At 71.4% G+C, this 22,933-nt stretch carries 19 protein-coding genes; 7 read left to right on the top strand and 12 right to left on the bottom strand.

The window, feature by feature from the left end; translation table 11 throughout:
• Positions 1-19: 19 nt before the first annotated feature.
• A complete protein-coding gene (locus ACH4S7_RS10125) occupies positions 20-364 on the bottom strand; it encodes an MGMT family protein (protein WP_398520630.1) in 345 nt (114 codons plus the stop codon).
• A 701-nt stretch (positions 365-1,065) separates the two neighbouring features.
• Between ACH4S7_RS10125 and ACH4S7_RS10120 the strand changes: the two genes are divergently transcribed.
• The 3 genes from ACH4S7_RS10120 to ACH4S7_RS10110 all read left to right on the top strand — a co-directional run bounded on the left by ACH4S7_RS10120 (position 1,066) and on the right by ACH4S7_RS10110 (position 7,319).
• Positions 1,066-3,756, top strand: coding sequence for a lysylphosphatidylglycerol synthase domain-containing protein (locus tag ACH4S7_RS10120; protein ID WP_398520732.1), 2,691 nt, complete (start codon positions 1,066-1,068; stop codon positions 3,754-3,756).
• 226 nt (positions 3,757-3,982) lie between these two features.
• On the top strand, positions 3,983-5,557 hold the full coding sequence (locus ACH4S7_RS10115; RefSeq protein ID WP_398520629.1) for an alpha/beta hydrolase: 1,575 nt from the start codon (positions 3,983-3,985) through the stop codon (positions 5,555-5,557).
• A 172-nt stretch (positions 5,558-5,729) separates the two neighbouring features.
• Positions 5,730-7,319 carry an alpha/beta hydrolase gene (locus ACH4S7_RS10110; protein WP_398520628.1) on the top strand — a complete coding sequence of 530 codons (1,590 nt, stop codon included), beginning with the start codon at positions 5,730-5,732 and terminating at the stop codon, positions 7,317-7,319.
• Between the two features lie 237 nt (positions 7,320-7,556).
• Here ACH4S7_RS10110 and moeZ read toward each other — a convergent pair whose 3' ends face one another.
• From moeZ to ACH4S7_RS10060, 10 genes are all read right to left on the bottom strand, one after another.
• Positions 7,557-8,735, bottom strand: coding sequence for an adenylyltransferase/sulfurtransferase MoeZ (moeZ, locus tag ACH4S7_RS10105; protein WP_398520627.1), 1,179 nt, complete (start codon positions 8,733-8,735; stop codon positions 7,557-7,559).
• Between the two features lie 63 nt (positions 8,736-8,798).
• The gene (locus ACH4S7_RS10100) at positions 8,799-9,710 is read right to left on the bottom strand and encodes a spherulation-specific family 4 protein (RefSeq protein ID WP_398520626.1); all 912 of its coding nucleotides are present in this window, start codon (positions 9,708-9,710) and stop codon (positions 8,799-8,801) included.
• Positions 9,698-10,663 carry an NAD-dependent epimerase/dehydratase family protein gene (locus tag ACH4S7_RS10095; RefSeq protein ID WP_398520625.1) on the bottom strand — a complete coding sequence of 322 codons (966 nt, stop codon included), beginning with the start codon at positions 10,661-10,663 and terminating at the stop codon, positions 9,698-9,700. Before ACH4S7_RS10095 ends, ACH4S7_RS10100 begins: the two co-directional genes overlap by 13 nt.
• A gap of 687 nt (positions 10,664-11,350) precedes the next feature.
• A complete protein-coding gene (locus ACH4S7_RS10090) occupies positions 11,351-13,189 on the bottom strand; it encodes a dipeptide ABC transporter ATP-binding protein (protein ID WP_398520624.1) in 1,839 nt (612 codons plus the stop codon).
• Positions 13,186-14,175 (bottom strand): ABC transporter permease, encoded by a 990-nt coding sequence (locus ACH4S7_RS10085; RefSeq protein WP_398520623.1) that lies wholly within the window; start codon positions 14,173-14,175, stop codon positions 13,186-13,188. Before ACH4S7_RS10085 ends, ACH4S7_RS10090 begins: the two co-directional genes overlap by 4 nt.
• Positions 14,172-15,116: an ABC transporter permease gene (locus ACH4S7_RS10080; RefSeq protein ID WP_398520731.1), complete on the bottom strand. Its 945-nt coding sequence runs from the start codon at positions 15,114-15,116 to the stop codon at positions 14,172-14,174. Before ACH4S7_RS10080 ends, ACH4S7_RS10085 begins: the two co-directional genes overlap by 4 nt.
• 62 nt (positions 15,117-15,178) lie before the next feature.
• On the bottom strand, positions 15,179-16,900 hold the full coding sequence (locus tag ACH4S7_RS10075) for an ABC transporter substrate-binding protein (RefSeq protein WP_398520622.1): 1,722 nt from the start codon (positions 16,898-16,900) through the stop codon (positions 15,179-15,181).
• 194 nt (positions 16,901-17,094) lie between these two features.
• Positions 17,095-17,190 (bottom strand): Ms4533A family Cys-rich leader peptide, encoded by a 96-nt coding sequence (locus ACH4S7_RS10070; protein WP_398520621.1) that lies wholly within the window; start codon positions 17,188-17,190, stop codon positions 17,095-17,097.
• Positions 17,191-17,272: 82 nt separating this feature from the next.
• Entirely contained in the window at positions 17,273-18,619 is a 1,347-nt protein-coding gene (locus tag ACH4S7_RS10065; protein WP_398520620.1) for a DUF3152 domain-containing protein, read from the bottom strand.
• A 9-nt stretch (positions 18,620-18,628) separates the two neighbouring features.
• Positions 18,629-19,597: an alpha/beta fold hydrolase gene (locus tag ACH4S7_RS10060; protein WP_398520619.1), complete on the bottom strand. Its 969-nt coding sequence runs from the start codon at positions 19,595-19,597 to the stop codon at positions 18,629-18,631.
• A 159-nt stretch (positions 19,598-19,756) separates the two neighbouring features.
• Between ACH4S7_RS10060 and ACH4S7_RS10055 the strand changes: the two genes are divergently transcribed.
• From ACH4S7_RS10055 to ACH4S7_RS10040, 4 genes are all read left to right on the top strand, one after another.
• On the top strand, positions 19,757-20,017 hold the full coding sequence (locus ACH4S7_RS10055) for a hypothetical protein (RefSeq protein ID WP_398520618.1): 261 nt from the start codon (positions 19,757-19,759) through the stop codon (positions 20,015-20,017).
• A 146-nt stretch (positions 20,018-20,163) separates the two neighbouring features.
• Positions 20,164-20,817, top strand: a complete 654-nt coding sequence (locus tag ACH4S7_RS10050; protein ID WP_398520617.1) for a TetR/AcrR family transcriptional regulator — start codon at positions 20,164-20,166, stop codon at positions 20,815-20,817.
• Between the two features lie 129 nt (positions 20,818-20,946).
• On the top strand, positions 20,947-21,174 hold the full coding sequence (locus ACH4S7_RS10045) for a DUF3107 domain-containing protein (protein ID WP_398520616.1): 228 nt from the start codon (positions 20,947-20,949) through the stop codon (positions 21,172-21,174).
• A 234-nt stretch (positions 21,175-21,408) separates the two neighbouring features.
• Positions 21,409-21,678 carry a hypothetical protein gene (locus tag ACH4S7_RS10040; protein ID WP_398520615.1) on the top strand — a complete coding sequence of 90 codons (270 nt, stop codon included), beginning with the start codon at positions 21,409-21,411 and terminating at the stop codon, positions 21,676-21,678.
• A 97-nt stretch (positions 21,679-21,775) separates the two neighbouring features.
• On the opposite strand, the gene ACH4S7_RS10035 is transcribed toward ACH4S7_RS10040, so the two are convergent.
• The gene (locus tag ACH4S7_RS10035; RefSeq protein WP_398520614.1) at positions 21,776-22,501 is read right to left on the bottom strand and encodes a ferritin-like fold-containing protein; all 726 of its coding nucleotides are present in this window, start codon (positions 22,499-22,501) and stop codon (positions 21,776-21,778) included.
• Positions 22,502-22,933: the final 432 nt, after the last annotated feature.

The raw sequence follows: 22,933 nt of genomic DNA, 5'->3' as shown, positions 1-22,933 counted from the left end.
CGTCGATGGACGGAAGCTGTCATATGTGAGCGCCCTCGCCGTCCCACCGCGCCCGCTTCATATCGAGCCGCGGCATATGCCCTTCGGCAGCGCGCGGGGCCTCGCGGAGGGGTGTGCCCTCCGTGCGGTACCGGGGGAGGGCGCGCTGCTCATGGCCGGGGAGCAGGGTCCCGTCCGCGCGCACGACCCGCCACCAGGGGACGGCGCCCCCGTACAGCGCCAGGACCCGGCCGACCTGGCGCGGGCCGCCGTCGCCGAGCCATTCGGCGATATCGCCGTAGGTCATCACGCGGCCGGGCGGGATCAGCTCGACGACTTCGAGCACTCGCTCCGCGTACTCCGGAAGCTCTTCCATCCGACCCATCCTGCCCCACCCCACCGACAGTGCCCCGGGACCCTGTGGACAACGGGCTCCGGTCACCCGGCCTCGGGAGCGAGAGGGCCTGGCAGGGGTGCAGAATGGTACGGACTGGACGAAGGCATTTCTCCCCCACCGGCCGCACCCGCGCAATACCCCCTGATACCCCCCTCTGTCGTCCGGTCGTGCCACCATCATCCGGGCGGTGACTGGTGATACGAGACCAAGAAGAGACCGAGACGGCGAAGGAGCAGGGCGTGCAGCCTGGCAGGGCGGCGAGCACCCCCGATGCCGAGTCGTACCCGGACGCACCCGTTCCGCCGAACGCCGGTGACCAGCCGACCACCGGTGACCAGCCGACGACGGGCGACCAGCCGCCAGCCGGAGACCGCCCGCCGGGAGCACCCTCCGAGGGCGGCCCGCTCGGCGCGGACGGTTCGCCGACCGCCGACCACCCGTCGACCCCCGACAGACCACCGACCGGCGACCACGCGACGCCTGACGATCACGCACCTGCCGGTGCCCGACTGGACGGCGGCGGACCGGGCCACGACGTACCCCCGACCGGCGACGTACCCCCGGCCGGCGCGACGGAGAAGGCGCCCGGCGACCCGTCGGCCACCGGCGCGAAGGCCCCGACAACACCGACGCCCCCGAGAACACCGAAGACGTCCCTGGCGAAGCAGCCCCCGGGCCGCCCGGCCGACGTGGACGACTTCTCCGCCGTTCCCGATGTGACCAGCATCGATCGCGTCCCGGGCGACGAGCCACTGCTCGCCGCCCGGGTCCACCGCCCGTCCGATCTGCTGCGGCTGCTCACCGGCATCCTCGCCATCGCCGTCGTACTCGCCGTCGCCGCGTTCGCCCAGGGCACCACCACCGGGCTCGAACACGACATCAGCAAGGGCACCGGCCAGGCCCCCGACCTCCTGGTGAAGATCGCCGGACTGGTCTCCTCCATCGCCGTCCTCCTCGTCCCGGTCGCCTTCGCCATCGAACGGCTGATCAAACGCGACGGACTGCGCATCGCCGACGGCGTCCTCGCCGCCGTACTCGCGCACGGCGTGACCCTCGCCACCGACCTCTGGGTCGCCAAGGCCGCGCCGGGCACCCTCCAGGACGCGCTGACACAGACACAGAGCAACGGCGGACTGACCGATCCCGTCCACGGCTACCTGGCCCCCGTGATCGCCTATATGACCGCCGTCGGCATGGCCCGCAGGCCCCGCTGGCGGGTGATCCTCTGGGTGGTCCTGCTGCTCGACGCCTTCGCGATGCTGGTCGCCGGGTACACCACCCCGTTCTCGATCATCCTGACCGTGCTCCTCGGCTGGACCGTCGCGTACGGCACCCTGTACGCCGTCGGCTCGCCCAATGTGCGCCCCACCGGACAGACCCTGATGGCGGGTCTGCGCCATGTCGGTTTCCGTCCGGTCAAGGCGATGCGCGCCGAGGACGTCGCCCACACCTACGCGCTCCGCGCCGGCAGTCGTACGGATGACGGCGCGGACGGCGGCACCCCCGACGATCCGACGGATCGCGCCCCGGCCGAACAGACCGACCGGGGCCGCCGCTATCTGGTCACCCTGGAGGACGGCCCGCCGCTCGACGTCACCGTGGTCGACCGCGAACAGCAGGCGCAGGGGTTCTTCTACCGGGTCTGGCGCCGACTCACCCTGCGCTCCATCACCACCCGCCGCTCCCTCCAGTCCCTGCGCCAGGCCCTGGAACAGGAAGCACTGCTGGCGTACGCGGCCATCGCGGCCGGGGCCAACGCCCCCAAACTCATCGCCACCTCCGAGCTGGGCCCCGACGCCGTCATGCTGGTCTACGAGCACCTGGGCGGTCGCTCGCTGGACGCCATGGCCGACGACGAGATCACCGACGGCGTCGTACGGGGTGCCTGGCGGCAGGTGAAGGCGCTCCAGTCGCGCCGGATCGCGCACCGCAGGCTGAACAGCGACGCGATCCTGGTGGACCGCACCGGCAAGGTAATCCTGACCGATCTGCGCGGTGGCGAGATCGCCGCGGGCGATGTGGTGCTCCGCATGGACATCGCCCAGCTCCTCACCACCATCGGGCTCCGGGTCGGCCCCGAGCGCGCGGTGACCACCGCCGTCGAGGTCCTCGGCCCCGACGCCGTGGCCGACTGCCTGCCGCTGCTCCAGCCGATCGCCCTGACCCGCTCGACCCGCGCCACGCTGCGCAGGCTCGCCCGCGAGCGCTCCCAGCGCGAGCGGGACGCGGTCCTGGAGGCGTCGGCCGCCGCCAAACGGTCCCGTACGGAAGCGGCCAACGCCGACGACCGCAAGGCCGTGCGGAAGTCCGAGCGGGCCGAGAAGCAGGCCGACAAGCGCGCCATGGACGAGGCCATGGACGAGGTCAGGGAAGAGGACCTGCTCACCCTGATCCGCCGCCAGGTACTACTGATCAGGCCCCAGGCGCCGGTGGAACCGGTCCGGCTGGAACGCATCCGCCCCCGTACCTTCCTCAGTCTGATCGCCGGCGCCGTCGCCGCCTACTTCCTGCTCTCGCTGCTCGCGGGCATCGACTTCGGCACCGTCTTCGACCAGGCGCACTGGGGCTGGGTCGGGGTGGCGGTCGCGTTCTCCGCACTGAGCTACGTGGCGGCGGCGATGAGCCTGCTGGGCTTCGTCCCCGAACGCGTGCCGTTCCCCCGGACCGTGCTCGCGCAGGTCGCCGGGTCCTTCGTGAAGATCGTCGCCCCGGCCGCCGTCGGCGGTGTCGCCCTGAACACCCGCTTCCTCCAGCGCGCGGGGCTGCGCCCGGGGCTCGCGGTGGCGAGCGTGGGCGCGTCCCAGCTCTTCGGGCTCGGGGCGCATATCGTGCTGCTGCTCTCCTTCGGCTATCTCACCGGTACGGAGAAGACGGCATCGCTCACGCCGTCCAGGACGGTGATCGCGGGCCTGCTGACGGTCGCGGTGCTGGTGCTGGTGGTGACGGCCATCCCGTTCCTGCGGAAGTTCGTCTCCACCCGGCTGCGGTCGCTGTTCGCCGGGGTGGTGCCCCGGCTGCTGGACGTGCTCCAGCGGCCGGTGAAGCTGCTCACCGGCATCGGCGGGATGCTGCTGCTGACCGGCGTGTTCGTGATGTGTCTGGACGCCTCGATCCGGGCGTTCGGCGACGGCAGTCAACCACTGAGCTACGCGAGCATCGCGGTGGTCTTCCTCGCGGGCAACGCCCTGGGGTCCGCGGCGCCGACGCCGGGTGGCGTCGGCGCGGTCGAGGGCGCGCTGACCGTCGGACTGATCGCGGCGGGAGTGCCGAAGGAGGTCGCGGCGCCCGCAGTACTGCTGTACCGGATGCTGACGCTGTGGCTGCCGGTGCTGCCGGGGTGGTTCGCCTTCAACCATCTGACGCGCAAGGGCGCCCTGTGAGACCGCGTCGGGAGTGAGCACCGGCGCACCCGGGGCCGGCGCACCCGGGGCCGGCCGCCGCTGACCGGGGCCGCGCCACCGCTGACCGGGGGGCCGGTCCGCCCGTGACCGGGGGAGCGTGCGTGACCCACCCCCACCGGGCGGGAAACGACACCGGGGGCGCCGGGAACCACCCGCATGGACCGCCGCACGGGCGGCGCGCCTCCCCCCGACGGACGATGGCGACATGTCGACCACCGTCTCCGCCGTGCGTGCCGTGGCCTTCGCCGCCTCCCTCGCCGTTCTGCTGGCCGCGGGCTGCTCCGACAGCGGAGAGCGGAACGGGAGCAAGACCTCGGGCCCGGCCCGGCTGGCCGAACTCGCCGCCCAGAAGCCGAACTGGCGGAAGTGCCCGGCCCCCTCCGAGGCGGAGGGCGGCGGGCCCGAACCCTCGCCGCTGCCCGGAGGCACCATCTGGGAGTGCTCCTTCATGGATGTGCCGCTCGACTACGCCGATCCCGCCGGGGAGACGATCGAACTGGCGCTGATCCGCGCCCGTGCCACCGACCCGAAGACCAGGATCGGCTCCCTGATCTTCAACTTCGGTGGGCCGGGCGGTTCCGGAGTCGCGACCCTGCCGGCGGCCGCCACCGACTACGCCACCCTGCGCACCCGCTACGACCTGGTGAGCTTCGATCCGCGCGGGGTCGGGCGGAGCGTGCCCGTGGAGTGCGAGGACGACAAACAGCTCGACGCGTACTACGCGGAGGACGCGACCCCCGACAACGCCGCCGAGGAGAAGACGTTCGTCTCCGGGTTGAAGTCGTACGCCGGGGCCTGCGAGGAGAAGTCCGGCACCGAACTGCCCCACGTCGGCACCGTCAACGCCGCCCGGGACATGGAGTTGATGCGCCAGGTGCTCGGCGACCCCAAGCTCTCCTACTTCGGCATCTCCTACGGCACCGAACTGGGCGCCGTCTACGCCCATCTGTATCCGAAGCGCGTCGGACGGGCGGTCTTCGACGCCGTGGTCGACCCGACCAAGACCTCCGAGCAGAGTTCGCTGGGCCAGGCGAAGGGCTTTCAGCTCGCGCTCACCAATTTCGCCGAGAACTGCGTGGACCGGGGCGAGGAGTGTCCCCTCCCGGGCACCAGCGCCCAGGAGATCCAGGACGGGATCATCGCCCTGCTCCAGCGGCTCGACAAGAAGCCGATCCCCGGCAGCGGCGACCGGATGCTGACCCAGACCCAGGCCACCAACGGCATCGCGCAGGCCCTCTACTCCCGGGAGTACTGGCAGTTGCTGGAACAGGGGCTCGACGAGGCGGACGGCGGTGACGGGGCGCTGCTGCTGGCGCTCTCCGACGCGATGAACGGCCGCGGCGACAACGGTCGGTACAGCAATTCGGGGGCGGCCAACGCGGCCATCAACTGTGTTGATTCCAAGGAGCGCTACTCCCTGGCGCAGACCCGGGCGAAGCTGCCCGAGTTCCGCGCGGTGTCGCCCGTCTTCGGCGACTATCTCGGCTGGGGAATGATGGGCTGCACCGAGTGGCCGGTGCCCGGCACCTGGACCACACCAACGGTGTCGGCGCCCGGAGCGCCCCCCATCCTCGTCATCGGCACCACCGGTGACCCGGCGACGCCGTACGAGGGGGCGCGGGCGATGGTCGGCGCGCTCGGCGCGGGCGTGGGTGTCGAGTTGACGTACGACGGCGAGGGGCACGGCGCGTACAACGGCGGCTCCAAGTGCGTACAGCGGGCCGTGAACGCGTATCTGCTGGACGGCAAGGTCCCGGCCGCCGGGACCGTCTGCAAGTAGTCCGGCCCGGCCCCCGCTCGGTGCCGATCCGCCCGCCGACTCGAACCGCCTGCCCGACCGGCCGACAGAGCCTGCACCGCAGGTCGCCGGGCCCGTACGGCGGGCGCCAGTCGCGCTGTCAGTGCCCCCGCCTACGATTGTCGGAATATCGCGGAAGCCACGGGGGGCACGGATGACCATGCGGGTACGGGCGGGGGCTCTGGCCGCGGTTGTGCTGCTGCTGGCGGGGGCGACCGTGAGCTGTAGCGACGACAAGGGCGGCGGAGACAGGGCCGGAGGCGGCGCCGCGCCCACCACCTCCCGGCCGGACGGCACCTCCGGCGGCGGGGCGGGCGAGTCGTCCACGCTGCCCGCCGCGCTCACCGGCCAGCGGCTGGACTGGAAGGGCTGCGAGGCGCCGACCAGCGCGCGGGGCAGTTTCGCCGAGCGGCCCGGAAAGCAGTGGCAGTGCGCCACCCTCACGGCACCGCTCGACTACGACAAACCGTCGGGCAGCACACTCGGCATCGCCCTGATCCGCGCCAAGGCGAAGGACTCCGGCCGGCGCATCGGCTCCCTGCTGTTCAACTTCGGCGGTCCCGGGGGCTCCGGCGTCGCCTCGCTGCCGATCAGCGCCAGGGGGTACGAGACCCTGCACAGCCGCTACGACCTGGTGAGCTTCGATCCGCGCGGGGTCGCGGAGAGCTCGGCCGTGGTCTGCCGCGACAGCGCGCGGAAGGAGGCGGGCCTCCTGCTGGACAACACCCCGGACACGCCCGCCGAGGAGAAGGCGTACCTTGACGACGCCGTCGCCTTCGGCGCGGGCTGCCTCCAGCGTTCGGGCACGGTCCTGCCGCACGTCGGCACCACCAACACCGCCCGTGACCTCGATCTGATACGCCAGGTCCTCGGTGACGACAAGCTTCGCTATCTGGGCTTCTCCTACGGTACGGAGCTGGGCGCGGTCTACGCCCACCTCTTCCCGTCCAAGGTCGGACGGCTCGTCCTGGACGCCGTCGTGGACCCGACCGCCGACTACACGGGGCACGCGCGCCACCAGGTCGTCGGCTTCCAGCGGGCCCTGGAGAACTACTTCAAGAGCCGGGGCGTCGCCGCCGGCGCCGGCACCGCGCGGGTGGCCAAGCTGCTCGCCGGGCTGGACCGGAAGCCACTGAGGACCGACACGGACCGCCCTCTCACCCAGAGCCTCGCGCTCACCGGAATCGTCGTCCCGCTGTACTCCAAGGAGCAGTGGCCCTATCTCACGGAGGCACTGAAGCAGGCCGAGAGCGGCAACGGCACCCAGTTGCTGATGCTGGCCGACTCGTACAACGGCCGGGACGAACAGGGGCGCTACACCACACGGGACCACTCACAGCGCGCCATATCCTGCGCGGACACCAAGGGCCGGGTGACGGCCGCCCAGGTCAAGTCCCGCCATCTGGCGGACTTCACCAAGGTGTCGCCGGTCTTCGGCCCCTATCTGGCCTGGGATCTGGCGGGCTGGTGCGCCGACTGGCCGGTGCCCGGTGAGTGGGAGACCCCGCAGGTCTCGGCGGAGGGCGCGGCTCCGATCCTGGTCGTCGGCACCACGGGCGATTCGGCCACCCCGTACGAGGGCGCGAAGCGGATGGCGGACGCACTGGGCGCGGGCGTCGGCGTGCTGCTCACCAACAAGGGAGAGGGCCATGGCGCGTACGGCACCACGGACTGTGTGACGAAGACGGTGGACGCGTATCTGCTCGACGGCGAGGTCCCGAAGAACGGCACGGTCTGCTCGTAACAGCACGGTCTGCTCGTAACGGCACGTCCGCTCCCGGCCGCACGGTCTGCTCGTGGCCGCACGATCCGTTTATAGCGGCACCATCTGCTCAGAGTGGCACCGTGCGCGGGCCCCGGCGCGCCTCCTGGTAACGGCACCGTCCGCGTGGGACGAATCCAGCGGACCGTGTTCCCGGTCCGGGGACGGCGAAGGCCCCGGACCGCCAACGCGGTCCGGGGCCCTGGGTACAAGCGCCCGTCAGTAGATGGGCTTGCTCGGCTCGATCTGGTTGACCCAGCCGATGACGCCACCGCCGAGGTGCACCGCGTCGGCGAAACCGGCCGCCTTGAGCACCGCGAGGACTTCCGCGCTGCGGACACCCGTCTTGCAGTGCAGGACGATCCGCTTGTCCTGCGGCAGGCTCCCCAGAGCGGTGCCCATCAGGAACTCGTTCTTGGGGATCAGCTTGGCGCCGGGGATCGAGACGATCTCGTACTCGTTGACCTCACGGACATCGATGATCTCGATGTTCTCGCCGTCGTCGACCCACTCCTTGAGCTGCTTGGGAGTGATCGTCGAACCGGCCGCCGCCTCCTGGGCCTCCTCCGACACGACGCCGCAGAACGCCTCGTAGTCGATCAGCTCCGTGACGGTCGGGTTCTCGCCGCAGACGGCGCAGTTCGGGTCCTTGCGGACCTTGACCTGGCGGTACTGCATCTCCAGGGCGTCGTAGATCATCAGTCGCCCGACCAGGGAGTCGCCCACTCCGGTGAGGACCTTGATCGCCTCGGTGACCTGGATCGACCCGATGGACGCGCAGAGCACGCCCAGCACCCCGCCCTCGGCGCAGCTCGGGACCATGCCCGGCGGCGGGGGCTCGGGGTAGAGGCAGCGGTAGCAGGGACCGTGCTCGGACCAGAAGACGGATGCCTGACCGTCGAAGCGGTAGATGGAGCCCCAGACGTACGGCTTGTTCAGCAGTACACACGCGTCGTTGACCAGATAGCGGGTGGCGAAGTTGTCCGTGCCGTCCACGATGAGGTCGTACTGGCTGAAGATGTCCATCACGTTCTCGGCTTCGAGCCGCTCTTCGTGGAGGACGACGTTGACGTACGGGTTGATGCCCAGGACGGAGTCCTTCGCGGACGCGGCCTTGGAGCGCCCGATGTCGGACTGGCTGTGGATGATCTGGCGCTGGAGGTTCGACTCGTCGACCTCGTCGAACTCCACGATGCCGAGGGTGCCGACACCAGCGGCGGCGAGGTACATCAGCGCCGGGGACCCGAGGCCACCGGCGCCGACGGCCAGCACCCTGGCGTTCTTGAGCCGCTTCTGCCCGTCCATCCCGACGTCCGGGATGATCAGGTGGCGGGAGTACCTGCGAACCTCGTCGACGGTGAGCTCAGCAGCTGGCTCGACCAGGGGTGGCAGCGACACGGGGACTCCGTTGCGTCGATAAGTCAGTACGGTTGTTCCCTGGTAACACTGCCACGCGCCCCCTCATTCCGAGACACCCGGTCCGATCCGCGAGACGATATCGTCCCAGTAGCCGGGCAGGGTTTCATAAGGGCCGATCTGCCCCTTTCGACCCCCCGGTCGGCCGAGGGGCCGCCCCGTCCGCACCACTTCCTGGCGCCCCTTCCGCCGACCCCCCTGCCCGCTCCCCTGTCCGCCGCCCTCGCGCTCCCCGCCCGGTCGGTCATCGCGCCGCGACACCCGCGTGGTGCGGTCGGTGAAGAAGATCGTCCCCGCGCCGTGCCAGCGGGCGACGCGGGTCGCCTCCTCCAGATGAGTGCCCGGCACACCGTGGACGAAGTGCGCGAATCGCTCCGGCGCGTAGTCGGCCGTCCACTCCGCCACCTGCGACCAGCGGTACTCAGCCCAGGAACCGGCGAAGGTCACCAGTTGGTCGGCGACCTCGACATAGCCGGGGTAGGGATGCGAGCCGTGCCCCAGCACCAGGTGGGCGTCGTCCCCGATCGCCTCCAGGGTGGCCACCGTCCGCCGCACCGCCGTCAGATCGGTGCGATCGGTCGGGCAGCGGTCCAGCAGGAAACCCCCGACCTGGTACCACTCCAGATAGTGGTGCGCGTCGGCGATCAGCTCACCGAAGGAGCGGGAGCCATGGGCCAGATCGAGATGGCCGAGGACCCGTACGCCCGCGTTCTTCAACCGTCCCGCCGCCGTCAGACAGTGCGGGTCGGGCCGGTCACCAGGACCGTTGGCGACATTGAGCACGACCCAGTGCAGCGGGAGCCCCGGCCGGGCCAGTTCGCTCCAATCGGTGGGTGCGAGCAACGGATGGGCACAGCCCGGGACGCCGAGACCGAGCCGCCCCCACTCCTCCTTCCCGGGGAGGGCGGCGGGGGCGATCGCGGGTAACCGGGTCCCCGTGGCGGTCAAATCCGGCATGCCGCCTCCATCCAGATATCGGCGAGCGATTCCTCCAGATGGATCCGGGGGCGCCAGCCGAGCCGGTCCCGCGCGGTGCGGACATCGGCCTGCTGCCAGCTCCCGCAGCCGTCGGGGTAGGGCACGGGGGTGGCCGCGAGATGTTCCAGTACGGATTCGGAGCGCGGCGCCCCGATGCCCAGGCCGGGCCTGCCGGGCGGGGTGTCCAGCTCATGGAGGGCGCCCGCGTACCCCGCGACCCTGGACAGGACGGCGGCGGCGTCGCGCAACCGCACGGCTCGGCCGGTGCCGATGTTGACGACGCCCTGCGCAGCGGAGAGCGAGGCCGCGTGCACCGCCCGCGCCACATCGCGGACGTCCACGAAGTCACGCTGGACGCCGAGGCCACTGAGCTTCAGCTCGCCGTCGCCGGACTGCATGGCGCGGCGCATCGCCTCGGCGAGACGGCCGAGCGGGGAACCGGCCGGGGTGCCGGGGCCCACGGGGGAGAAGACGCGCAGCACGACGGCGTCCAGACCGGAGCCGAGCACGAGTTCGGTGGCGGCGAGCTTGCTGACGCCATAGGGCCCCCCGGGGCGCGGAATGGCGTCCTCCGCGGTGGAGGAGCCCTGCTGGGACGGCCCGTACTCGGAGGCACAGCCGAGTTGTACGAGCCGGGCGCCGCAGCCGCTGCGGCGTAGGGCCTCGCAGACGGTGGCGACGGCGACGGTGTTGTGCCGGGTCAGATCGCGGGCGCCGCCGCGGGTGGCGCCCGCGCAGTTGATGACGACGCCGGGGTGTACGGCGCTCAGGAATCGGGTGAGCGCCCCGGGGCTGCCGCCGGCGAGGTCGAACCGTACGTCGGCGTCGTCGCCGCGGCCGAGTGCGGTGAGATGGACGGCCGGGTCGGCGAGCAGCCGGTCGGCGACGAATCGGCCGAGGAATCCATTGGCTCCGAGCAGCAGCACCCTCATCGCGCGCCCCCTCTGCGCCGGCGGGGCGGGGCTGGGGGTTGGGGGGTCATGTCGCTTTCTCCTTCGGGGATGTCTCGTTCGATCGATGGGGGACGCGCAAAGCGCGGGAGCCGCAGGAGCCGTAGAAGTCGCGGGCGTCGCGGAGAACACGGGAGCCGCAGAGGTCGCGGAAGGCACAGGAAGCGCGGAAGGTACAAGAGGCGCGGAGCGCACAGCAGGCGCGGAGCGCACAGGGCGCGCGGGCGCGCCCCGGAGCACTCGGACCGCCCCGGGGCGGGCGCGACCAGTGCGACCAGTGCGGCCGGCGCGACCAGTGCGGCAGGTGACATCGTCAGGACCGGCGAGGTGCGCGGATACGGGTGTGGGGCGCGGCCGTCCGCCGTGACCAGCGACGGATCCCCGAAGAAGCGTTTGGCCAACAGGCCGTGCGGAGACATCGTTCCCACGGATGCGACACGACCGAGACGGTCACTCTCCGTAAGCAGTTCGATCCACACCGAGCGCACCCCGTCTCCCTTACGCATGGCCGCCGTTGGCGTCGGCGACTCACAGCGGAACGACGGTAAGCCGGTACGACGGTGGCGCGACGGACGGTTGTCCATCGCGCCACCGGAAGGGGTGAATGCACGTAACTTTCCCACCCCTGTAGCGTTCCGTCGCGCTAAGGGAGCCGTCGGTAACAGAGCGTCAGGCTGCGGCCATACCCCCGCGAGCGACCCGGCGTTCCCGCGCGACCCCGGGGTCCAGCGTCGGTACGGCGGCGAGAAGCTGGCGGGTGTACGGGTCCTGGGGCGAGCCGTACACCTCGGCGACGTCGCCCTGCTCCACGACGCGCCCGTGCCGCATGACGGCCACCCGGTCGCTGATCCCCCGCACGACGGCGAGGTCGTGCGCGATGAAGACCAGGGCCAGGCCCAGGTCGCGCTGGAGCTGCCGGAGCAGCCGGGTGACCTGGGCCTGTGTGGTCACATCGAGGGCGGAGACCGGTTCGTCACAGACGATGAGCCGGGGTTCGGCGGCCAGCGCCCGGGCGATGCCGACCCGCTGCCGCTGCCCACCGCTGAACTCGTGCGGATAGCCGTCGTACCGGTCGGGGTCGAGCCCGACGCGTTCCAGGGCCTCGGCCACCCGACGCCGGACGGCCCGCTCGTCGCGCAGCCCGGCCGCGCGCAGCGGGTCGGCGATGGACTCGCCGACGGAGCGGCGGGGGTTGAGGGAGGCGACCGGATCCTGGAACACCATCTGCAACTCGCGCCGCTGGGGCCGCAGGGCCCGTTCGGAGAGGGCTCCGATGTCGGTGCCGGCGTAGCGGATGCGGCCCGCGGTGGGATCGAGCAGCCGGACGAGGAGTCGGCCGAGGGTGGTCTTGCCGCTGCCGCTCTCGCCGACCACACCGAGGGTTTCGCCGGGGCGTACGGTCAGATCGACGCCGTCGACGGCGACAACACGGTTCCGGCCACGACCGAACTCGCGCCGCAGCCCGAAGACTTCCAGCAGGGCGTCGGAGCGCACCGGCCCCGGCCCCGCACCGGACGAGGCAACGGGCCCCGCCCCCGGACCCGCACCCGCACCACCCGCACCACCCGCACCTGACGAGGCGCCCCCCTCAAGCACGGCCCCCGACGAGACCCCCGCCCCGGACACGGCCCCCGACAAGGCGCCGATCCCGGCCCCCGCACCAGGCCCCGGCGAGCCCCCGGCCCCCGCCACCACCGGCACCGGCACCGGCACCGCCGCAAGCGGACCGTCCAGCCTCGGCACCGCCGCCAGTAGTTCCTTCGTATAAGCCTCCCCCGGCGCCGTCAACACCCGCTCCACCGACCCCCGTTCAACCTCCCGCCCCTCCCGCATCACCAACACCTCGGACACGCTCTCCGCCGCCACCCCCACGTCATGGGTGACCAGCAGCAGCCCCATCCCGGTCTCCGCCCGCAACCCGTGCAGCAGATCCAGGATCTGCGCCTGGACCGTCACATCCAGCGCCGTCGTCGGCTCGTCCGCGATCAGCAACCGGGGCTCGCACACGAGCGCCATCGCGATCAACGCCCGCTGCCGCATCCCCCCACTGAACTCGTGCGGTCGCGCCCTCGACCGCCGCGCCGCGTCCGGGATGCCGACCCGGTGCAGCACCTCGACCGCCCGCGCGCGGGCCGCCCGCCGCGAGGCCGGGGTGTGCACCCGGTACACCTCCGCGATCTGGTCGCCGATGGCGTAGTACGGGTCGAGCGCCGAGAGCGGGTCCTGGAAGACCATCGCCGCCACCCCGCCCCGCAGCGCCCGTACCTCCTGCGCGGTCGCGGCCCCCACGTCCGTACCGCCGACCAGGACCCGGCCCGCGAGCCGCGCCCCGGTCCCCCGGTGCAGCCCCAGCAGCGCGCCTGCGACCGTGCTCTTCCCGCTGCCCGACTCGCCGACCAGGGCCAGCGCCCCACCGGGTGCCAGCGAGAACGACACCCCGTCCACCGCCCGCACCCCGCCGGGGAACTCCACCACCAGGTCCTCGACCTCGACCAGCGACGACGTCATGACAGCACCACCCTCCGGTCGGCGGCGGCGTACAGCAGATCCGCGACCACGTTCGCCAGCACCACCGCGGCGCCGATCACCAGCACCACACCCACCACCACCGGCAGGTCGATCACCCGCACCCCGTCGATCAGCGTCTTGCCGAGCCCGGGAATGCCGAACAGCGACTCCGTGAGGACCGCGCCGCCGAACATCGTGCCGACGTCGAGCGCGCTGAGCGCGATCACCGGGGGCACCGCCCCCCGCAGCGCGTGGCGCCCGACGATGGCCCGCTCCCCCACCCCGTACGCCCGGAAGGTTCGGATGTGGTCCTCGGCCAGCGTCTCCAGGGTCGAACCGCGCGTCAGTCGCGCGTACTTCGCCGATTCGAAGAATCCGAGCGTCACCCAGGGCAGCAGCATGTTCCACGCCCACTGCTCCAGGTCCTCGCTCGGGGCCACATAGGTCGGGAACGGCAGCCAGCGCAGATACGCGCAGACGACCATGAGCAGCAGCAGCCCGAGGATGAAGACGGGCATTCCGGTCGCCGCCAGGGTCAGCAGGGTCAGGGCGCGCTCGGTCACCCCGCCGCGCCGCAGCGCAGAGAGCAGTCCGGTGCCGACCCCGATGACCAGCCAGATCACCATCGCGCCCAGCGCGAGCGATGCGGTGGCGGGCAGTCGGCGCAGGATCAGCTCGGTGACCTGCTGGTCGCTCTGGTACGAGAGCCCGAGGCACGGCGCGTGGCAGTGCGTCACCCCCGTACCCGAGCTGTAGTCGCGACCGGCGACGATGCCCTGGAGGAACTGTCCGTACTGCGCGAGCACCGACCGGTCGAGACCGAGCCGTTCCCGGACCTGGGCGATCTGGGCCGGGGTGCAGCGGTCGCCGCAGGCGAGCCGGGCCGGGTCGCCGGGCGCCAGGTAGAACAGCGCGTAGATCGCCACGGACAGCACCAGCAGCACGATCACCGCGCCGCCGAGCCGTTTGAGTACGAAGCGCGTCATGAGGCGCTCTCCTTCCGCGTGCCGACGCGCAGCCGGCTCGACTCGCGCGGGTCGAGCGCCGTGCGCACCGCGTCTCCGAGCACCGTGAACGCCAGTACGGTCACGAACAGCAGACCGGCCGGGAGCAGGACGTACATCGGGTCCGCCCGGAACCAGATCTGCGCGGACGACAGCATCTGTCCCCAGGACGGCGTCGGCGGCTTCACCCCGACGCCGAGGAAGGACAGCGACGCCTCGACCACGATGTTGGACGGCAGCAGGATCGCCGCGTAGGTGATGACCGGCGCGGCCAGCGAGGGCAGCAGTTCGCGCCGGGCCACCCGCCAGGGTCCGTTGCCGCTCAGCCGGGCCGCTGCGACGAAGTCCAACCGTTTCAGGCTGAGGGTCTGCGCGCGGACGATTCGCGCGGTACCGCCCCAGCCCAGCGCTCCGATGATCAGGATCAGCAGCACCGGCCGGGGGAAGTCCGGGGGCACGACGGCGGTCAGCGCGATACCGATGACCAGCATCGGAAGGGCCACCATCACATCGGTGCCGCGGCTGAGGAATCCGTCGACCCATCGGTTGCCGAGGCCCGCCGCGAGGCCGACCACGACCCCGATCGCCACCTGTGTCAGCGTGGCGCCGACGGCGACGAGGAGCGAGATCCGCGCGCCGTACAGCAGCCGGACGAACAGGTCACGGCCGGTGCCGGGCTCCACGCCGAGCCAGTGTTCGGCGCTCACCCCGCCGAAGGAGCCGAGCGGGACACCGCCGCGCGCCGAGTCGACGAGCGAGTCGTGGTACGTGTTCGGGTGCTGCCCCGCCAGGGCGGCCAGCAGCGGCGCGGCGAGCGCGAGGAGGATCAGCAGGGCGAGGACACCGGCCGCGATCAGCGCCGCCGGGCGGTTCCGCAGCCGCCGCAGCCCGCTCACGGCCGACACCGCGGCCGGGGCCGACACCGCGGCGCCCGGGGTGGCCCCCGCGGCCGGCGAACCGGCCGCGGGGATGTCGTGCGCCGTGCTCACTTGACCGAGACCTGCGAGATGTCGAGGACGCCGGTCCAGTCGCTGATCACGACGTTCTTGACGTTCTTGCCGTACAACCGCTTGTAGACGGGGTGGAAGAGCGGCACGTCCAGCGCCAGCTCACCGATTCGGCGGTCCAGCGCCCCCCAGCGCTTCGCGGCGGCGGAGAGGTCGGTCAGCTTGTTGATCTCGTCGATCTCGTTGTTGATCGCCGGGTCGTTGAGCTGCGCGTGGTTGTAGTTGGACCCGTCCCGGACGATCTGCCGACCGTCGAAGATCGGCGCCAGGAAGGGCGCTCCGGAGGGCCAGTCGGCACCCCAGCGGGAGAGGAAGAACCCGGGTGCGTCCTTGGCGCTCCAGCGCTTCTCGTTAAACGCATTGCCCTCCAGGCCCTGGAGCTTGACCGTGATCCCGGCCTTCCCCAGCGCCTCCTGCACGGCGGTGGCGACCTCGGGGCTGGTCTGCCGGTTCTGCTCGGTGGAGTGCGTCAGCGTGATGGTGAGCTTCTCGTGGCCGGCCGCCTTCAGCACTTCCCTGGCCTTGACGGGATCGCCGGTCTTCCCGGCCGGGAAGTGGTCGTACGGGGTGAACCCGAACGCCTCCTTCTCCGGCAGGAAGGTGGTCGCGGGCTCGGCGAGCGCGGAACCGCCGGCCGCGTTGATCACACTGGTGCGGTTGATGGCGTACGAGATCGCCCGGCGCACCGCGATGTCGTCGAACGGCTTCACCTTCGGGTTGAACGCGAGGTAGTTGGTGTAGCCGAAGCGACCGGTGCCGACCCGGGCGGCGAGCTCCTTGTCGCCGCCGACCCGGGCGAGTTCGGCGGGCCCCAGGTTGGTGTCGGTGGTGACGGCGGAGGCGTCGGCACCGGATCCGGTGGAGAGCCGCTGGTTGATCACGGCCGAGTCCAGCCCGGAGATCACATCGATCTTGTCGGGGTACGCCTTGCGCTCCTGGTCCGTCTTCCCGGACCAGTGCGGATTGCGTTCGAGGACGAGCCGCTCGCCGTCGCCGTCGTTCTTGACGACCTTGTACGGGCCCGAGGAGACGGGCCGCTCCTCATACTTCGTGCCGGTGTCCTTGGCCTTGGGGACGGGCGCGAACTGGGTCTGGGTGGCGACGAAGGGGAAGTCGCCCTCGGGCTTGCGCAGCTTGAAGACGATGGTCCTGGCGTCGGGGGTGACGATCGAGGCGAGACCCTTCGGGTTCTTGTACGGGCCCTCGTAGCTACCGCCGCCGACCAGCCAGTCCCGCAGGAACGGCGCGCCGCCGGAGAGTTCGGCGGCGAATGATCTCTCGATGCCGTACTTGATGTCGGCCGAGGTGATCGGGGTGCCGTCCTCGTACTTCAGCCCCTCCTTGAGGGTGAAGGTCCACTCGGTGGCGTCCTTGTTGGGGCGTCCGGTGTCGGTGGCGAGGTCGGGGACGACCTTGGTGCCCGCGGCGCCGTCCTCGCGGTTGCGGGTGGTGAGCGTGCGGAAGACGAGCGAGGGGACGTTGCCGCCACCGGAGGTGTAGAGGCGGGCCGGGTCGAAGTCGGTCTGCGGCTCACCGTTGAGGACGGTGAGCGTGCCGCCCTTGCGGGGTTCACCGTCACCGCCGGAGGTGCTCGGACCATCGCCGTCCTGCGGCCCCGCGCAGGCGGCGGCGCCCGCTGCCAGGACGAGGCTGACGGTCGCCGCTGCCACGCGGCGCGATATGAGGGACTGGTGACGCATCGGAAGACGACCTCGCAGTATCGAGAGAAAGTGTCGAAGTAAAGACAGAAATGTCCGCACAGGCGACAGCGAGTGACGTCATACGAATGACACACGGAACGAAAATGCCGCGCCTGCGGACGTGAAACGCCCAGGCGCGGCAGGGGGAGGAGAAATCGGCTCGTCAAACGGCCGGGCGCGCGCTCGGGCAGGCGTCAGCGACAGTGAATGTCGGCCACGCTGTGCCCGGCCACGCCGATGAGCGCCAGCTCAAGGGCGGCGCGATCGGATGCGACGTGACGGTGCGACATGCCGAGAAATATGGACGACCCCCGCGGCCGATGTCAACGCGGTGGCGCCGGGAAGTGGCCGGCAAGGACCGCCGGGCGGAGGTCAACTCCCGGGATGCACCCAGGCATTGGGGCGGCAGGAAATTCCGCCGATGTTGAGGGATTTCGTCTGCTGCTGCATCACCGGGGCGAGCGCCCCCTTGGTGTCGCAGTTCACATGGCCGTGCCCGAGGCGGTGTCCGACCTCGTGATTGATCAGCATCTGGCGGTAGGCGTGCATAGCCCGGGGGCCGTAGGTCTCCGAGCCCTGGGCCCACCGGAAAGCGTTGATCATCACCCGGTCGGTGGAGGCGGAATCACAGCTGACATTACCGATGGACGTGTTGAGACCGGATTTCGCGCACCAGATGTCCGTGGTTCCGGGACTGGCGAGCGTAATGACGAATTCCGGCTCGCCGGATGAAATCCGCTCGAAGGACATGGCCCCGCCGTGTGCCCAGCTCCGGTCGTCATTGAGGGTGCGCTGCACGGCGGTGGCGAAGAGCGCGCCGTCCATGGCGAGACCGCTCTCGATATCCACCCGATAGCGGATCTTGCGGCCCGGTCCCGGCGCCTTGTCGAATCCGGCGACGGCCCGGAAGGTGCCGTCCGCCGTCAGCTTCGGGTCGATCGGGAACCGGGTCGCCATCAGAGTCTCGTACGTCGGTGGCGCGGGCTTCGCCGCCTGCGCGGGCGACTGCCGACTGTCGGAGCGGGACGCACCGGACCCGTCGTCGCTGCGCTCCTGCCCGGAAGTGGGCGGCTTGGGCTTGTCCTTGGTGTCGGAGGCGACCTGACCGGCCACCACGACCGCGAGGACGGTGGTCACGGCCGCCGCCACGATGCCGGTGACGGTGCGGCCCACGCCGCCGCTGGCGGGCCGCCGCGCGGCCTTGTCACCCGCTGCCCCGCCGCTCCCGGAAGTCGGGCCGGACCCGGCGTCCGGGCCCTCCGGGGGCCGTCGGCCGTCGAACGCGTCCACGAACTCGCGGCGCGGGCCCGGTATCCGGGACCCGGAGGCCGGCGCGGTGGGGGCGGAACCGACGCGCGGCCCGCTGGGCGGTACGCCCCAGCCGCCGCCCGCCTCGTGCTGCTCGGGATGACCACCGCGGGTACGCGCCGGGCCCTGGCCGGAGACGGTGTGCTCGGCACCCGGGACGGCCCGACGACGCCGTCCGGTGCCGCGCCCGGAGGCGGCCGTCTCCAACTCCCCGGTGTCATGGGCGCCGGATCGCTGCGAGCCACCTGGACCGCCGGGACCACCGGGACCGTATCCGTCGGAGGCGTACGGGTCGGCGGGCGGGGCGGAGGCGTACGGGTCGGCGGGCGGGGCGGAGGCGTACGGGTCGGCGGGCCGGGCGTCGCGGCCGGCGCCCTTCGCCTCGGAGCCCTTGCGGCTGTGTCGTCCCACGGGCCCCGATCAGCTCCTACCGGTATCGTCTGCGAGCAGTTCCCGGACGGCCCGCGCGACCGTCTCCGGATACTCCATCATCGCCACATGGCCGGCGTCCGGCAGGGTCAGCAGCCGGGAGCCCCGGAAGGCCACCGCCGCCCTGCGGGCCATACGGTACGCGACCAACCGGTCCCGGCCCCCGTACACCAGCAGTGTCGGCGCGAGGACCCGTTCGGCCTGCCGCCAGAGGCCGTGCTGACCACCCAGCGTGTAGGCGTTGACGATACCGCGCGCCGAACGGGTCAGCGCGTCCCAGAAATAGGGGAGTTGGAGCCGGCGCTCCATCTCCTGCACCGCATGGCCCACCGCTTCTTCGGAGACGCGCGCCGGGTCCCCGTAACAGAGCGCCATCATGCCGCGGGTGCGCTGTTCGGCCGTCCAGTCCTTCGTCATCCGGGTGAACAGCCCGGCAACGCCAGGGAGGGCGAGCAGTCCGGTGGGCACGGCGGAGCGCTGCACCCGCAGCTCGGGCAGGGCGGGGGAGACCAGGGTGAGCGTGCGCACCAGATCGGGCCGGACCGCGGCGATCCGGGTGGCGACGGCGCCGCCCAGGGAGTTCCCCAGGAGGTGGACCGGACCACGGCCGGACGCGTCCAGATGACGGATGACGGCACGGGCGTGGCCCGTGACCGAGTAGTCGCCGTCGTCCGGCGGCGGGGAGTCCCCGAAACCGGGCAGATCGACGGCCTCGCCGTCCACCACGTCCGCGAGCAGCGGCATCAGCGCCGACCAGTTCTGCGAGGAACCACCGAGCCCGTGGACGTACAGCGCGGGCGGCAGCCCGGCGCGCACCGGCGGGCGGCTGCGGACGGTGAGGGTCAGCCCCGGCAGCGTCACGGAGCGCAGTTCCTCACCGGCCGCGAGCCTGACGGCCGCGACCCGGGGGGTCGCGGCGGCGGTGACGGCGCTCATGCCCGGCAGCTCGGTCGAAGACATAGCGGCAATGTTACGAGACGATCACACCGCGAAACGTGTGTTCGGCGTCACACATCGCATAGCGCCGCGCATCAACAACTCCTACGCTCGTAGGGGAGGCCCCCTTTTTCTCCGGGCCCGCCAGGGACGAGATCCCGAGCTTCAGGGAAGCGGTGCGGTATGGCTGTCGATCCCATCGATCCGGACACCTTCGAGGACGACCCCAGCGACCCCGATAACCCCGACATCACTGATGACCCCGCAGCCCTTCCGGAAGCGCTTCCGGAAGGGGTCCCCGAGGCCGACGCCGCCGAGCAGCGGCGGGATGCCGGCCCGCGGCGCGACGACCCGCCGCCCCGCATCGACCCGGACAGCGCCAACGAGGCCGATGTCGTGGAGCAGGCCCGCGAGGTCGACGTGGACGAGGACGACTATCGATGACCTGCCCCTCTTTGACCCTTAATACGGAGGTATCACGACTGTCCGGTCCATGAAATTCTGCGTCCGCGGCGCGCACGCCCGGGTTACCCAAAAGTACGATGGCGGGCGCGGCGCACACCGCGCACGGAACGAATTTGGGAGGCGGCGTGACAGCCATCGAGCAGACAGAGGCGGCGCGCCCGCGAGGCACGCGTCTGCCACGCCGAGCCCGCAGGAATCAGCTTCTGGGCGCGGCCCAGGAAGTATTCGTAGCCCAGGGTTACCACTCGGCCGCGATGGATGACATCGCCGAGCGGGCCGGCGTCAGCAAGCCCGTGCTCTACCAACACTTCCCCGGCAAGCTGGAGCTCTACCTGGCCCTGCTCGACCAGCACTGCGAGGCACTGCTCCAGGCGGTCCGCACGGCCCTGGCGTCGACCACCGACAACAAGCTCCGGGTCGCCGCCACGATGGACGCCTACTTCGCGTACGTGGAGGACGAGGGCGGCGCCTTCCGACTGGTCTTCGAATCCGACCTGACCAACGAGCCCGCCGTGCGCGAGCGGGTCGAGCGGGTCTCGCTCCAGTGCGCGGAGGCGATCTCCGATGTGATCGCCGGGGACACCGGCCTCTCCAAAGACGAATCGATGCTGCTGGCCGTGGGGCTCGGCGGAGTCTCCCAGGTGGTGGCCCGGTACTGGCTCTCCAGCGAGTCCGACATCCCCCGGAGCAAGGCAGTGGAGCTGCTGACCTCGCTCGCCTGGCGGGGTATCGCGGGCTTCCCGCTGCACGGCACGGACGCCCCCGCCGAACCGCACTGAGGCGCCACGGCCGCGCTGTTCGCTCTTGGCGTTCCCTCGCGGCGGCGGACCGGTCCCGCCACCCGGCTAATGTGTGCTGGGTACGGCGCGGCTGACCGCGCAACGCAGACCGTTCGGAGGGACATAGCCGTGGAGGTCAAGATCGGCGTGCAGCACGCGCCCCGGGAGATCGTTCTGGAGAGCGGGCAGTCCGCCGAGGACGTCGAGCGCGCTGTCGGTGAGGCACTGGCCGGCAAGGCGCGACTGCTCAGCCTCTCGGACGACAAGGGACGCAAGGTTCTGGTGCCGGCCGACCGGATCGCGTACGTGGAGATCGGTGAGCCCGCGGCGCGTCGGGTGGGCTTCGGCGCGCTGTAGCAGCGGGACAGGGCAGCGGGCCCCGCCGGAGGGGAGTTCATCCCCTCCGGCGGGGCCCGCTGTCGTGTGCAGGGGTGCTCTCGCGGAAGGCCCCCCCGGCGGCCGTCGCACGGGGTTCCCCACCGCACCATCCGCTCCGTGCCCGCGCTCGTACGGAGGGTTGTTCTCCGTGGTCGCCGGGTAGTTACGGGACGACCGACCTACCCCTGACCGGAGTCCGCGAGGTGATCAGCAATGCTGTGGGAAGCGTTCGGCTCGGTTCTGCTCGGACTGGCCCTCGCGTGGGCCGTCGACCGCCAGTTCTCCGACCGCCTCCCGGCCCGGCGCGCGGTCTTTCTCGCCGGTCCGCTCGGCGCGCTCTTCGGCGCCTATGTGACCCGTGCGGCGCTCGGCCCCGATCAGGTCCTGGGCACGCTGGTGGGAGCGGTGTTGATCGGGGCGGTGCTCCTGTCGCTGCTGGTGCGACCGTCGGGGCGCCGGCTGCGCAAGGCTTTCCCCTTCTGACCCGTACGCCCCGAGTCACCGGCCCCGCCCCGTACGCCCCGCGATCCGTACGTACTCCCCGGCCCCGACGCCCCCGTACACCACCACCGGTACGCGGTCAGGCGGCGAGGCCCAGTGCCGCCATCCGCTTGGTGTGGGCCTTGGTGATCCGGGTGAACATCTCGCCGACGGCGGCCAGATCGAATCCGCCGGCCACCCCGCCCACCAGCATCGTCGAGAGGGCGTCCCGCTCGGCCACGACCCGCTGGGCCTGGGAGAGCGCCTCCCCCATCAGCCGCCGCGCCCAGAGGGCGAGCCGGCCGCCGAGCCGGGGATCGGCCTCAATGGCCGCGCGCACCTTCTCCACGGCGAAATTGCCGTGACCGGTGTCATTGAGTACGGCGATCACCAGATCGCGGGTGTCGGAATCCAGTCGGGCGGCGACCTCACGGTAGAAGTCACTGGCGATCGAGTCGCCGACGTACGCCTTGACCAGACCCTCCAGCCAGTCGGACGGCGCGGTCTGCCGGTGCCAGTCGTCCAGGGCCTGGGCAAAAGGCTCCATGGCACCGGTGGGCTCGACGTCGATCGCGGCGAGCCGGTCCCGCAACCGCTCGAAGTGATGGAATTCGGCGGAGGCCATTTTCGCCAGTTCCGCCTTGTCCCCGAGGGTCGGCGCGAGCTTGGCGTCCTCGGCGAGCCGCTCGAAGGCAGCCAGCTCTCCGTAAGCGAGCGCCCCGAGCAGATCCACGACGGCCGCGCGATACTGGGGGTCGGCGGAGGCGGCGGCCCAGTCCTGGGCGGCGATCCCGGTGAGTTCAGTGGCGTTGTCAGGCGTCTCCATGAAGCGCACAATAGCCCGCTCGCCGATCGCCGTAAGGCCCTGGTCAGCCCGGCCGGGGGCACTCCCGTACCTCGGTTCCTACGAATTCGCCCAACACACATGCGCGAATCCGGGGTACAGTGGTAATGCGCCTGCTGAGCGTTTTCGATTCTCGGCGGGCGATCACAGTGTTTGACTGAGGGATTCATTCCTTCTGAACCCCCTTGTGGATGCCCGGTCGGTAGCACGATCGGCTCCGAACCGACCGCCCTCCGCGCGGGCCGTACTCACGTACGACCGCAGATGAGGGGCCCCCTCAGCGGCATGAGCGCTCGAGCGACGGCAGTGGTCCCGCACCATCCGGCCAACCCACGGCCGGCCCATGTACGTGCGGTACGACCCCCCAGCGTTCGCCTCGCGCCGCGTCTCACAGAAGAGGCAACACCCTGACTA

Origin of the sequence: Streptomyces sp. NPDC020965 (assembly GCF_044333555.1) — a bacterium.
In the GTDB taxonomy this organism is placed as follows: domain Bacteria; phylum Actinomycetota; class Actinomycetes; order Streptomycetales; family Streptomycetaceae; genus Streptomyces.
The sequence above is the reverse complement of the archived record's forward strand: the minus strand, read 5'-3'. Positions and strand labels throughout refer to the sequence as shown.

Bases quoted from the DNA above. Each gene is read 5' to 3' on its own strand.
- ACH4S7_RS10115 (WP_398520629.1), top strand. From the start codon at position 3,983: ATGTCGACCACCGTCTCCGCCGTGCGTGCCGTGGCCTTCGCCGCCTCC.
- ACH4S7_RS10085 (WP_398520623.1), bottom strand. From the start codon at position 14,175: ATGACGCGCTTCGTACTCAAACGGCTCGGCGGCGCGGTGATCGTGCTG.
- ACH4S7_RS10090 (WP_398520624.1), bottom strand. From the start codon at position 13,189: ATGACGTCGTCGCTGGTCGAGGTCGAGGACCTGGTGGTGGAGTTCCCC.
- ACH4S7_RS10075 (WP_398520622.1), bottom strand. From the start codon at position 16,900: ATGCGTCACCAGTCCCTCATATCGCGCCGCGTGGCAGCGGCGACCGTC.
- ACH4S7_RS10060 (WP_398520619.1), bottom strand. From the start codon at position 19,597: ATGTCTTCGACCGAGCTGCCGGGCATGAGCGCCGTCACCGCCGCCGCG.
- ACH4S7_RS10095 (WP_398520625.1), bottom strand. From the start codon at position 10,663: ATGAGGGTGCTGCTGCTCGGAGCCAATGGATTCCTCGGCCGATTCGTC.
- ACH4S7_RS10035 (WP_398520614.1), bottom strand. From the start codon at position 22,501: ATGGAGACGCCTGACAACGCCACTGAACTCACCGGGATCGCCGCCCAG.
- ACH4S7_RS10040 (WP_398520615.1), top strand. From the start codon at position 21,409: ATGCTGTGGGAAGCGTTCGGCTCGGTTCTGCTCGGACTGGCCCTCGCG.
- ACH4S7_RS10100 (WP_398520626.1), bottom strand. From the start codon at position 9,710: ATGCCGGATTTGACCGCCACGGGGACCCGGTTACCCGCGATCGCCCCC.
- ACH4S7_RS10110 (WP_398520628.1), top strand. From the start codon at position 5,730: ATGACCATGCGGGTACGGGCGGGGGCTCTGGCCGCGGTTGTGCTGCTG.
- ACH4S7_RS10055 (WP_398520618.1), top strand. From the start codon at position 19,757: ATGGCTGTCGATCCCATCGATCCGGACACCTTCGAGGACGACCCCAGC.
- ACH4S7_RS10125 (WP_398520630.1), bottom strand. From the start codon at position 364: ATGGGTCGGATGGAAGAGCTTCCGGAGTACGCGGAGCGAGTGCTCGAA.
- ACH4S7_RS10070 (WP_398520621.1), bottom strand. From the start codon at position 17,190: ATGTCGCACCGTCACGTCGCATCCGATCGCGCCGCCCTTGAGCTGGCG.